At 56.7% G+C, this 12,076-nt stretch carries 12 protein-coding genes; 2 read left to right on the top strand and 10 right to left on the bottom strand.

The window, feature by feature from the left end:
* Window positions 1-28 precede the first annotated feature (28 nt).
* From gluQRS to sfsA, 3 genes are all read right to left on the bottom strand, one after another.
* Window positions 29-937, bottom strand: coding sequence for a tRNA glutamyl-Q(34) synthetase GluQRS (gluQRS, locus tag FVB43_RS00315; RefSeq protein ID WP_167863215.1), 909 nt, complete (start codon window positions 935-937; stop codon window positions 29-31).
* A gap of 69 nt (window positions 938-1,006) precedes the next feature.
* On the bottom strand, window positions 1,007-1,462 hold the full coding sequence (dksA, locus tag FVB43_RS00310; protein ID WP_133842225.1) for an RNA polymerase-binding protein DksA: 456 nt from the start codon (window positions 1,460-1,462) through the stop codon (window positions 1,007-1,009).
* A 366-nt stretch (window positions 1,463-1,828) separates the two neighbouring features.
* Window positions 1,829-2,533 (bottom strand): DNA/RNA nuclease SfsA, encoded by a 705-nt coding sequence (gene sfsA / locus FVB43_RS00305; protein WP_133842224.1) that lies wholly within the window; start codon window positions 2,531-2,533, stop codon window positions 1,829-1,831.
* 183 nt (window positions 2,534-2,716) lie between these two features.
* Between sfsA and hrpB the strand changes: the two genes are divergently transcribed.
* On the top strand, window positions 2,717-5,167 hold the full coding sequence (gene hrpB / locus FVB43_RS00300) for an ATP-dependent helicase HrpB (RefSeq protein WP_167863204.1): 2,451 nt from the start codon (window positions 2,717-2,719) through the stop codon (window positions 5,165-5,167).
* 79 nt (window positions 5,168-5,246) lie between these two features.
* Here hrpB and FVB43_RS00295 read toward each other — a convergent pair whose 3' ends face one another.
* The 7 genes from FVB43_RS00295 to FVB43_RS00265 form a co-directional block, all read right to left on the bottom strand.
* Entirely contained in the window at window positions 5,247-5,939 is a 693-nt protein-coding gene (locus FVB43_RS00295) for an amino acid ABC transporter permease (protein WP_133842222.1), read from the bottom strand.
* Between the two features lie 19 nt (window positions 5,940-5,958).
* Window positions 5,959-6,666, bottom strand: a complete 708-nt coding sequence (locus tag FVB43_RS00290; protein WP_133842221.1) for an amino acid ABC transporter permease — start codon at window positions 6,664-6,666, stop codon at window positions 5,959-5,961.
* A gap of 68 nt (window positions 6,667-6,734) precedes the next feature.
* Window positions 6,735-7,562, bottom strand: a complete 828-nt coding sequence (locus FVB43_RS00285; protein WP_133842220.1) for a transporter substrate-binding domain-containing protein — start codon at window positions 7,560-7,562, stop codon at window positions 6,735-6,737.
* Window positions 7,563-7,579: 17 nt separating this feature from the next.
* Entirely contained in the window at window positions 7,580-8,320 is a 741-nt protein-coding gene (locus FVB43_RS00280) for an amino acid ABC transporter ATP-binding protein (protein ID WP_133842219.1), read from the bottom strand.
* Between the two features lie 38 nt (window positions 8,321-8,358).
* Window positions 8,359-8,925, bottom strand: a complete 567-nt coding sequence (locus tag FVB43_RS00275; protein WP_167863203.1) for a peroxidase-related enzyme — start codon at window positions 8,923-8,925, stop codon at window positions 8,359-8,361.
* The gene (locus FVB43_RS00270; RefSeq protein WP_159336915.1) at window positions 8,922-9,404 is read right to left on the bottom strand and encodes a CMD domain-containing protein; all 483 of its coding nucleotides are present in this window, start codon (window positions 9,402-9,404) and stop codon (window positions 8,922-8,924) included. Before FVB43_RS00270 ends, FVB43_RS00275 begins: the two co-directional genes overlap by 4 nt.
* Window positions 9,401-10,864: an NAD(P)-binding domain-containing protein gene (locus FVB43_RS00265; protein WP_133842216.1), complete on the bottom strand. Its 1,464-nt coding sequence runs from the start codon at window positions 10,862-10,864 to the stop codon at window positions 9,401-9,403. Before FVB43_RS00265 ends, FVB43_RS00270 begins: the two co-directional genes overlap by 4 nt.
* 167 nt (window positions 10,865-11,031) lie before the next feature.
* Between FVB43_RS00265 and FVB43_RS00260 the strand changes: the two genes are divergently transcribed.
* Complete coding sequence (locus FVB43_RS00260) at window positions 11,032-11,994, top strand: LysR family transcriptional regulator (protein WP_197931242.1); 963 nt, start codon at window positions 11,032-11,034, stop codon at window positions 11,992-11,994.
* Window positions 11,995-12,076 lie beyond the last annotated feature (82 nt).

The raw sequence follows: 12,076 nt of genomic DNA, 5'->3' as shown, positions 1-12,076 counted from the left end.
GTCAGTAAAAACAGCGGCTAATCATAGCTCAGAGTGAGCCGTTTGAGAATGCCGAAGTCGCGGTATGCGCCAGCCTGGCATCGTTAATGGGGATTTTTTCGCAATCCCAGCCATCAACGGCCTGCTGTAATAGTGTTGTTAGCGTTAAATCGCGCCAGCCAGCGGTGACGGTCTGGCCGAGAAAACGCAATGCGTCAACCAGGGCCGGACGCGAATCCCCTGCGGGCAATGCCGGGGCATGATTTTGCTTGGACAGTTTATTGCCGTCTTGATTAAGCACCAGCGGCAGATGTAAATGTGCGGGCGCAGTCCAGCCAGACTGTTGATACAACGTTATCTGGCGCACCGTGGGTTCAATCAGGTCTGCCCCGCGCACCACTTCAGTGATGCCCTGAAAATGGTCGTCGACCACCACCGCCAGATTGTAGGCAAAGAGCCCATCACGGCGATGAATAATAAAGTCTTCACGTGCCAGTGCAGGATCGGCCTCAACCCGCCCGCGCAGCCGATCGTTAAACGCCAGCACCGGATGGTCGACTTTTAAACGCAGCGCAGCCTGATGCGGGCCATGACCTAGCGTGCGGCAGTGGCCGTCATACAGTCCGCCTGTTTGCTGGATCCGGCTACGGGTACACGTGCAGTAATAGCAATGACCCTGCCGTTGCAGATCGTGGAGTGCTGCACGGTAAGCGTCATGGCGTTGCGACTGCCACAGCACATCGCCATCCCATTCCAGCCCGTGATCTTCCAACTGCTTCAGGATACGCGTTGCGGCGCCGGGAATTTCGCGGGGAGGGTCGATATCTTCAATACGGACACGCCAGAGGCCACGTTGCGCACGTGCCTGTAGGTAACTGCCTAAAGCAGCAATCAGTGAGCCGAAATGCAGGTCGCCAGACGGGGAGGGGGCGAAGCGCCCAATATAAGATGATGACATCATGAATAAGAGAGGCAGTGAAGCGGCAGCGGAAACCGCTCCCTGCTTCACTGCACAATCAATGCGCCGTTAACCGGCCATTTGTTTTTCGCGGATTTCCGCCAGCGTTTTGCAGTCAATGCAAAGATCAGCCGTTGGACGTGCTTCAAGGCGACGAATACCGATTTCAACACCACAGGAATCACAGTAGCCAAAATCGTCATCCAGCACTTTCTTCAGCGTCTTCTCGATCTTTTTGATCAGCTTGCGCTCACGGTCACGGTTACGCAGTTCAAGACTAAACTCTTCTTCCTGAGTTGCGCGGTCAGCGGGGTCCGGGAAGTTAGCGGCTTCATCTTGCATATGCGAAACAGTGCGGTCCACTTCATCCCGAAGCTGGTTACGCCAGGCTTCAAGAATTTTCTTGAAGTGCTCCAGCTGGGCTTTGTTCATATACTCTTCGCCCGGCTTCTCCTGGTATGGTTCCACACCAGCAATGGCGAGAATACTCAGGGACGATGTTTTACGGTTTTGCCCTTCTTGCATGTTGTTTCTCCTGGATAACACGCACTACACCCTTTGTCTTTAAGCTGCAGGTGCGTTAGCAGCCACCCTGCAACCCGAATCTTCGGGTATCGATCCCACTAAGGGGAAAAAACAGGCCGCTATAAATAACAGAAGCGGTCAAGGTTAGCAATTATTCCTGAACATCTATTGACAAGCATGTGAGGAAAAGCGTATTTAGCGCGGCTCATCTTCCTCTCTCAATCCACAGCGATGTTGGCTTCTTCTTTTTCCCCCTGCACTTAACATGATGTAAGCATTGGGAGATTCTTTCGGTTGCCCTTTTTCTGCCGTTTGAAATCGGTTGGAAATGCAGATTTGCCGTATCAAAACAAATTGCGCTAAATTTTACAACTCTACCGTCAGGGGGCTGTGCAGGTTGATCCCTTCGGGTGATAACTGCGCCTTATAACAGAGCAGTTCAACGCCACTCTGTTGTGCCTGTGCCAATAGTTCCGCGTAGCGTACATCGATATGACGCGCCGGGGAAACGTCCTCAATCCCCGAATGCAGAACGGCGAAGAACAGTACCGCACGATGGCCCGATTGCGCGATCTGCATGAGTTCGCGCAAATGCTTCTGGCCACGCTCGGTCACCGCATCCGGAAAATACCCTTTACCCTGCTGTAATAGCGTCACGGATTTGACTTCAATATAGCAGTTACTGCGATTATCCGCCTGTAACAGGAAGTCAATCCGGCTGTTTTCGCTGCCGTATTTCACTTCAGGTACGATTTTATCGTAACCGGATAACTCTGGAATCCGATCGGCGGCGAGTGCTTCACGTACCAGTCCATTAGCGCGCAGGGTATTAACACAAATCCAGTGCCCCTGCTGCGTGTGCGTCAGCTCCCAGCTGTGCGGATATTTCCGCGTCAGGCTGGCCGATGTCGAGTACCAGACCGTATCGCCCGGCGTGGCACATCCGGTCATCGCACCGGTATTGGCACAATGGATGGTCAGGGCCTCTCCTTCGGGCGTCACAATATCGGCCAGAAAGCGTTTATAACGTTTAACCAGTCGTGCTGACAGCAGTCCGGGCGTAAATTCCATAGGAATTCCTTATCGTAAATTGCCCGGCAGCAGCACGTCAGGCTGCGTAGCGTTGCGCAGAAATGTGACAGGCAGATGAATAGGGTGGATAGTTGCAAACACGCATTGCGTCCTGCGGTCAATCCCTCGCGGGCAATGCTACAATGCCCGCAAAAATTAGACCATGTTGTTCTGGAGCAAAACGTGAGTTCATTACCCGTCAGTGTCGTATTACCTGAGCTGTTGGCCGCCTTGCAGACATCACAGCAGGTATTGCTGGCTGCGCCCACCGGGGCCGGGAAATCCACCTGGCTGCCGCTGCAGATCCTGCAACAGGCCGGTTTTGACGGGCGTATTCTGCTGCTTGAACCCCGCAGGCTGGCGGCGCGAAATGTGGCGCAACGGCTGGCCGAACTGCTGGGGGAAGAGCCGGGTGCCACCGTGGGTTACCGCATGCGGGGTGAAAGCCGCAGCGGAAAACATACCCGCCTGGAAGTCGTGACGGAGGGGATACTGACGCGCATGCTGCAACAGGACCCGATGCTGGACGGTGTGTCGCTGGTGATCCTCGATGAGTTCCACGAACGCAGCCTGCAAGGCGATCTGGCGCTGGCGCTGCTGCTGGATGTGCAGGGCGGATTACGTGATGACCTTAAAGTGCTGATCATGTCTGCGACGCTGGACAATTCACGGCTGCGCGAAAGGTTACCCGAGGCACCGTTGATCAGCTCAGAAGGGCGATCATTTCCGGTGGAGCGCCGTTATCAGCCTTTGGCGGCCAACCTGCGTTTTGAAGAGGCGGTGGCGCGGCAGGCCAGCCAGTTATTGAATGAAGAGTCGGGTTCGATGCTGCTTTTTTTGCCCGGCGTGGCTGAAATTCAGCGCGTGCAAACGCAGCTGGCGGAACGAGTCGCCAGCGATGTTGACCTCTGCCCGCTTTACGGCGCGCTGTCGCTGGCGGAACAGCGCCGGGCGATCCTGCCTTCCGCTGACGGGCGGCGTAAAGTGGTGCTGGCGACCAATATTGCGGAAACCAGCCTGACGATTGAAGGCATTCGCCTGGTGGTGGACAGCGCTCAGGAACGTAGCGCGCAGTTTGATCTGCGCAGCGGCGTGACCGGCCTGCAAACGCAGCGCGTCAGCCAGGCATCAATGACCCAGCGCGCCGGACGTGCCGGGCGTCTGGAGCCCGGCATCTGTCTGCATCTGATTGCCCGTGAACAGGCGGAGCGTGCCGCTGCCCATAGCGAACCGGAAATCCTCAACAGCGATCTGGCTGCGCTGTGGCTCGATCTGTTGCAGTGGGGCTGCCAGGAGGTCAGCCAACTGAAGTGGCTGGATGTGCCTCCGGCTGCAGGGATTGCGGCCGCCCGTCAGTTACTGCGCCAACTGGGCGCGACCGATGATGAAGGCCGGCTGACGTCGCGCGGGCGTAAAATGGCGACGCTGGGCAGTGAGCCGCGCTTTGCTGCACTGCTGATGGCGGCCGGGCAGGAGGCGAATGCGGTTGCCACCGCTGCGGAGCTGGTGGCGATGCTGGAGGAGCCGGTGCGCGGCAGCACGGATCTGCGTGACAGTTTTCATCGCCGCCTGCCACAGTGGCAGCGCCGCGCACGTCAGCTTCAGCAACGGTTAAACATCACCGGAGGACGGGCTGACGACGATCTTATTGCGCCGTTGCTGGCGGCGGCGTTTCCAGACCGGATTGCACGGCGGCGGGGTGTGGACGGGCGCTATCAGTTAGCGAACGGCAGCGGTGCTTCGCTCGATCGTGAAGACGGTTTAACTCGCCATGAATGGCTGATCGCCCCCGCCCTGTTGCAGGGAAACAGCCAGCCGGATGCACGTATGTTACAGGCGTTACCGCTGGATATTGAGCGTCTGGTCAGCCAGTGTCCTGAGCTGGTGCAGCAGCAGACTGACGTTGAATGGGATGAAGAAAAAGGCACCCTGCGTGCCTGGCGGCGCGAACAGATCGGCCAGCTGGTATTGAAATCCCAGCCGCTGGCAAAACCCGAAGAGGGTGAGCTGCATACCGCGATGCTGCGCTGGGTGCGGGCGAAAGGGCTGTCGGTGCTTAACTGGACCCCGCAGGCAGAACAGCTGCGGTTACGTCTGGTGTGTGCCGCGCAATGGCTGCCCGAAGGGGGCTGGCCCGATGCAGAGGAGCCTGCGTTGCTGGCATCGCTGGAAAAATGGCTGCTGCCGGCGATGAGCGGTGTGCGTGATGGTAAAGGATTGCGACAGCTCGACGTGACCAGCGCGCTAGCGCAGCTGCTGAGCTGGGCGCAGCGCCAGCAGTTGGACGCGGTACTGCCGACTCATTATGTCGTGCCCACCGGCAGCCGCTTACCTGTTCACTATCATCAGGATAAGCCCCCGGCGCTGGCGGTGCGTTTGCAGGAGATGTACGGCGAGGCGAAGAACCCAAGCGTGGCGAACGGACGCGTGCCGCTGGTACTGGAGCTGTTATCCCCGGCGCATCGGCCGTTGCAGATCACGCGGGACCTGGCAGCATTCTGGTCGGGTGCCTATCGGGAAGTGCAAAAAGAGATGAAAGGGCGTTATCCAAAGCATTTGTGGCCTGATGATCCCGCCAATACCCTCCCCACCAGCCGGGTGAAACGGTTTTCCCCGTCTGCAACCAAGAAGTAACTTTCTGCTGTCAGTGCGCCTGACGACAATCGCCCCGGCAACCTGCCAGGGCGATGATCCTTTGTGAAACCCGCAATAATCAGGTTCTGATCCTGAGCCGTGCTTCCAGTTTATCGGCCACTTTGGTGATTACCCAGGCGATCACCATATAGAACACCACCGCCACCAGGAACGCTTCCAGGTAGTAATAGTTCAGTGCCGCTGTCAGCTGTGCTTGCGCAAAGATATCCACCACTTCAATGGCGAAGGCCAGCGAGAGCGCCTTCATGATCACCATAAAGGAGTTTGCCAGATCCGGGATCGCGGCAATGATCGTCTGAGGAAACAGCACGCGGCGGAACAGCTGGCCGTTGGAGTAGCCCAGCGAACGCGCGGCGTCCGACTGCCCGGTATCAAAGGAGTTCAGCGCCCCTTTGATCACTTCGGCCTGGAAGGCGGCCACGCAGGCCGTGAGCGCCACGATAACGATTACCCAGTTCGGCATGGAATGGCCGTTATAGTCAACACCGACCAGCGATGCGCTGAAATGCAGTGCCGGAGGCAGGCCGTAGTAGGCAAGGAAAATCATCACCACCATCGGCACGCCTTTAAACACCACCTTATAACCGACAACCAGTTGCCGCAGCACCGGGATTTGTCGGTATTCGATCAGGGCAAACAGACCCCCTGTCAGCGTCGAGAAGATAAAAATCGTCACGGCCATCATCAACGTTAATGGCACAGCGTCCATAATGCTTAAAAAATCCGGCAGCAAGACATCTAAATCAAACATGGTTAATCACCTTCTTCAGTCAGATGCTCGCCGTGAGCTTAATTCTGGACGGGGCGGTTTTCGAGGTGTAGCGAGAGAACCGACGCTCGAAGACGCGCACAATCAGCCAGGAAATCAGGCACAGCAGGGAGTAAATCACCCCCAACACCAGATAGGTGCTGAACTGATACTGGTTGTAATCCCGCTCCATCACCAGGTGCGCGGTCGCCATGATATCGGCAGCCCCGATATACATCACCAGCGCCACATTGTGGATCATGTAGATCACCGCATTGCCGTAACCCGGTAACGCAATGTGCAATGCCTGTGGCCCGGCGACGCGGGTGAGTTTTTGCCAGAAGCTGTAACCCAGGCTGTCTGCGGCATCATGCTGGCCGCGTTCAACCGCCAGCCAGGCCGGGCGAATCACCTCTGACAGATAGCCGCCGTGATACAGACTCAGCCCAACCATTGACGCCAGCGTGGGCGTGACGAAATCTTTCATATCAAACAGGGCAACAAAAACAGGCAGGCCGTAGAACGCCACGAACAGCTGCAATACCACCGGCACGCTGCGGGCATAGGAGACGTAAAGGTCGGCCAGTTGGCTGAGCACCAGTACCCTGCGAATCCTGAAGGTTGTGGCAATCAGTGCCAGCACGAAGCCAGCGATGAGCGCTACAAACATAATCGCGAGCGTTAACGGCAAGGCCGAGAGTAGCTCTGGGATCATGACGGTAAGATCCATGGTGAAACACTCCTGCTAATAATGTCGGCATTGACCGTTGACCCGGCAACGCCGGGCCATCGTCAGAGTTACTTGATGTACTTCACCACGTCTTCGCCGAACCACTTCTGCGACAGTTTGTCGAGAGTGCCATCGGCTTTCAGCGTTTTCAGCACGCCATCAATATCGTCTGACAGACGCTGGTTCTCTTCTGAGCGGTGGATCAGCACGTAGGTATTGTTGATTGACACCGGCTCACTGGCTTTGATATCGAGTTTCTGGGTTTCGATAACCGTCTGCTCACCCAGGTTTGAAGGCAGGATCAGGGCATCGTACTTACCACGCTGCACTTCTTTCAGACGATCCGGGTAAGGAATACCGGCACTGGACGCTGAGATTTTCACCGCATCGTTCGGGTTCTCTTGCTGCCACTGAGTCACAAATTTATAGACGCCACCGCCGGCAGTGACCGGAACAATTTTCTTACCCACCAGATCCTTCATGGTGTTGATGTTGCTGTCCTTGCGGCTGTAGATTTTCATCATGCTGGCCCCCATCGGGGTGGCCGGGATCAGGAACTGCTTGCTGCGTGCCGGAGCGGTGTAGAAACCGCCGGTCGCCATATCGTATTTGCCGGTGGCCAGCCCGGTTTCCTGGGCAATATCCGCGGCCCCTTCCAGCTCGAAGCGATACTGCGGAAGTTTGGCGTTAATCGCTCTCAACAGATCGGGCTCGTAGCCCTGGGGTTCATGGCCGATGGCGCCCCAGGAGAGCGGCTTAGATTCTGCAGCGGTAGCCACTTTAATAACGCGTACAGGCGTCTGTGCAGAGGCGGAACCCATGCCGGATGCCGCGATGGCGACACCGGCAAGTAATGCCAGGGTCAGACGACGGAAAGGGGTAGTGTTTGCAGGCATTGTTATTATCCTTTTAATTAGTAGAGCGTTGTTTCGGACTGGAGGAACTGCGCGAGTCGTGGATTTGACGGCGTGTCAAAAATCTCCGTCGGGCTACCTTCCGCCGCGACAACGCCCTGATCCATAAACACGATGCGGTTTGAGACATTTTTAGCAAATTGCATCTCATGGGTGACCAGCAGCGAAGTGATCCCCGATGAAGTCACCTCTTTGATCACTTTCAGTACTTCGCCGACCAGCTCCGGGTCCAGTGAGGAGGTCGGTTCATCGAAGAGGATCACATCTGGCCGCACGGCCAGCGCCCTGGCGATGCCGGTACGCTGAAGCTGTCCGCCGGAAAGCTGAGACGGATAGTGGTCGCGCTTGTCAGACAAACCGACGCGATCCAGCTCTTCAAGGGCAATTTTACGCGCTTCATCAGCAGACTTACGCTGTACGACAATCAGCGGATCCATCACGTTCTGAATGACCGTCATGTTTTTAAACACGTTAAACTGCTGGAATACCATGGCGGTACGCAGACGGATCGCCTGAACGGCGTTTTTGTCGACGGACTGATAATCCATGCGGATTTGATCGAATGTGATGCTGCCGGATGAAGGCTTCGCCAGATAGTTAATACAGCGCAGCAGCGTGGTTTTCCCGGTGCCGCTTGGGCCAATAATCGACAGCACATCACCGCGTTTCACCGAGAGGTTCACGCCTTTCAGAATTTCTGAGCTACCGTAGGCGAGCTTAATATTGTCAAGTTCAAGCATGTTGGTCAGTTTCCTGGCACAGGTGGCGTTAAGGTGCTTCAGTTTCCGCTATCGGCGTGGCCGAGAACGTGCATCAGGCGATTTGCCCAGCCGAAGATGGAGATGGCGTGGATCAGGTCGACGATGTCGACGTCATCCATGCCAACGGATTTCAGCAGGGCGATATCTTCCGCCGTCGCTTCCGAGGGCACGGCCGACAGACGACGGGCAAAGCGGTGGATCGCCGCATCGCGTGGGCCGAGCTGCTCGGGTTTATCGAAATAGAGTGCGCTGACTACGTCGTTGCTTTTGGTCAGGTTGGCATGGCGGCGCGCATGAACCACGGCGCAGAACTTGCAGCCATTCACCATTGACGCTCCAAGCGCACCCAGTTCGCGGTCGGCATGGGGCAAACCGCCGTCAACATACATAATGGCATTGAACAGCACGGTACGGGCTACGTAGCTCTCGGGGTCGTGCGCCAGCGTGCGCACATATTCCGAGACCTTCTTATTCGATGGCGTGACCTTCATCGCTTCAATCTGCTGTGGCGTGGCTTCAGACAGCTCGACCGGAGCGATATGCGGGTGCCAGGTCAGGGGCTTCAGGGTAACAGATGGGATCATAACAACCTCATCAGGCGCAAACCGCTGGCCACTTTGGTCTGGAAATTCACGAAGGCAATCAGTTCAGATAGCGCGACGATCTGCGGATTGTTGAAGCCCGCCCCGGCCAGCCGGGCGATATCATCGGCTTTGGCTTCACCCGGAGTCAGTGTGATCCGGTCAACATGGCGAGCGAGGGTCGCCAGCGGTTCGTCGCAGACGGATGCTCCACTGGCGAAAGCCAGCAGCGTGTCGTCAGGCGTCAACGCCGCCAGCTGTGCGCTGTATTCGGCTATCAGTGCTGTATCCGCATTCAATGTGGCGATGCGCAGGGCCACCGCATGGCGCCATGCCGCAGACAGACCCTGATCGTTTTCGGGGTGCAGCACCGAGAGACGGCACAGTTCGGCCCCCTGAACAAATTCTGGGCGAAAACGCCGGGTTGCGTACAGTGCATCCTCGGCGGCAAGGCCTGCCGCCTTGTCGATAGCATCAATCACAATGCGTTATCCTTTTGAAGTTGGGGAGTGGAATCAGTCCATTCATCTCCCTGGAGTTCTGGGATGTCATAAGCCATCAGGCTGGTGAAGTGTGCATCGACATCTTCAGCAAATAATGCAGCGGCAATGCCGCGCACAAGACGTTCTGTCCCGGCGCTGACCGCCGGGATATCACCGGACACCTTCCCGTGCGTCAGCATGGCGGCATCGTTAAAGCAGTGAATATTCGCCAGCATCGGGCAGGCACCCGGTACGCGTTCACGGAATTCAAACGTTGGCCCCAGGTCCGGTGACGCCAGCATGCCAGGGCGCGGTGCACCCATTTCCGGCGTGTAGCGGCCATCCGACCAGGTGCGGATATGCGGCGCTATGGCAGCAAATTCCGGGCGGCCGTTAAAGTCATTGGAAAAGCCGGTGGCGGCGATGAGAAAATCGTAATGCAGCGGACCCTGAGTGGTGTCAATGCGTAGCGCGCCCGCGTTTTCTTCAACCGCCCTGATACCGCAATCGAGCAGGAAGCGGGCATTTGCATGACGGGAAACGCGCAGGGTGGAGGAGCGTGGCGGCGGCGTCTGGGTGGTGTTGGTGTAGTCGACAAACTTCCATTTCCACGCGTCAGGCAGCAGATGCATACCGTGCACCACGCCCTGGCTGCCGATGCCGGTCATTTTGTTGATGCGTGGCATCTCTTTGCGGCGGATCAGCAGGTCAACGGAGCCGACACCGGACTCCAGTGCCGCAGCGGCATTGTCCATCGATGATGCACCCGCCCCGATCACCGCCAGGCGCTTGCCCTTCAGTGCAGCGAAATCGATATCATCGGCAGAGTGTGCCCAGAGGGCGTGGTCGACCCCTTGCAGGAAATCAGGAACGGCAAAGCCGCCCAGCCCTGAACGTCCCGTTGCCAGCACCAGATGCCGGGTATAGACCCGGCCCGTTTCTGCGCCCTCAAGATCGATAGCGATCAGATCGTCCGCTGCAGTGATGCTGGTCATGCGCACATTGTTACGCACGGGCAGCGCCAGCACCTGGCGATACCAAACCAGATAATCCATCCACTGACCTTTCGGAATTTTATCCAGCGCTTCCCAGGCTTCTGCTCCCCACTGCGCCGTGAACCAGGCACGAAAGGTCAGTTGCGGCAGGCCGAGTGCCGGGCCGTGCAGCGTTTTGGGGGATCGCAGTGTTTCCATACGGGCAAACGTTACCCACGGCCCTTCCAGCCCGGCAGGCGCGGCATCATAGGCAACGACATTGGTGATCCCGCTCAGGATCAGCTTTGCCGTGGTAGCCAGGCCGCACATACCGCCACCAATCACCACCACGTCACGCACAGCGGTACCATGGTAAACACGTGTGGGAACCCAGGGCCTGGCGGGCAGTTCCAGCAAAGACAAATCCTCAGCCAGGCGTTGTTGCAACGCGTCTAAACCGGTTTTGTTTGCACCCTTTGCTGACATGATTAAGCCCCTTTTCGTCATCTCAATGCATATAATGGATTATATGAAAAACGCATTATGAATTAGTGTGTATGCGTATTCTTAATACTAATTAATAATTAGCTTATTCAAAAATTGCACTTGATAATTATGGCTGTTGAAAAATAAAGGATTCCCGTATGCAGAACCTGGCTTCACTTAACGATCTTGACCTTCGCCAGTTACAGGCTTTCTCGGCGGTCATCTCGTCCGGCAGTGTGACGGCAGCGGCTAAAGTTCTGCAACGTTCGCAGCCTGCCGTGACCCGGCTGATCCAGGATCTGGAGAACACCCTTGGTTATCCGCTTTTTTTGCGTAACGGGCCACGTATCTACCCGACCGAGCAGGCACTGCGTCTGCATGAGTACGTTGAGACGGCGTTGACGTCGTTGCAACAGATACGCCTGCGCGCCAATGAGATCTGGAAAGAAGAAAAAACCCCGCTGCTGATTGCCGCTACGCCATCAATGTCCTCCGGCCTGCTGCCCGTGGCACTGGCGCAGGTGAATCTGGATGACTCGGTGCAAATCCTAAGTGATTCCGCAGAACAAACGGCGCACGCCATTATTACCGGCCAGGCGGAGTTGGGGATCAGCAGCCTGCCGCTGGAGCATCAGGGGGCGCAGGTTCACTGGATTGGTCAATCACGCTGCGTCATGGCGCTGAGAGAAGATGACCCGTTGGCCCAGAAAGAGCAGGTGCTGTTAACCGACTTAACGTCACGCAAGCTGATCACACCTTACAACCCGTATCGCCTGCGCAGGCGCTATGAGCAGGTATTACGTAAGGCAAAGGTCAAACCGGCGGGTGTGATTGAAACGAACTCATCGGTGAATATTCTCTCCTGCATTCGTTCGGGATTAGGCGTGGCGATTATGGAACCCGTCACCGCTTACGGTTTGCCCGTGGCAGGTGTGGTGATCAGAGAGCTGGATGTGGACATTCCTTATTACTTTGGGGTCACCACTCCGCAATCCCGCCCACCGCGTTCCAGCGTTCTGGCCTTGATCGATGCCTTGAAACAGGCGGCTACCAGCCTGCTCCCGGAGTTTATCTGCCTTGATGCGAATGAACATGCGCGTGTGATGCAGTCCCTGCATCAGGAGAATTAAGGTTTTTTGTTGCAAAGGCACAATAGATGCTCGCCAGTAATAAATGGTATTCTGTCGCGCTTGTGTGACTGCCAGAGGCTTT

The sequence above is a fragment of the Erwinia rhapontici genome (genome assembly GCF_012271765.1).
Taxonomy (GTDB): Bacteria; Pseudomonadota; Gammaproteobacteria; order Enterobacterales; family Enterobacteriaceae; genus Erwinia; species Erwinia rhapontici.
Note: the sequence above shows the minus strand (reverse complement) of the source record. Positions and strands in the feature narration are given on the sequence as shown.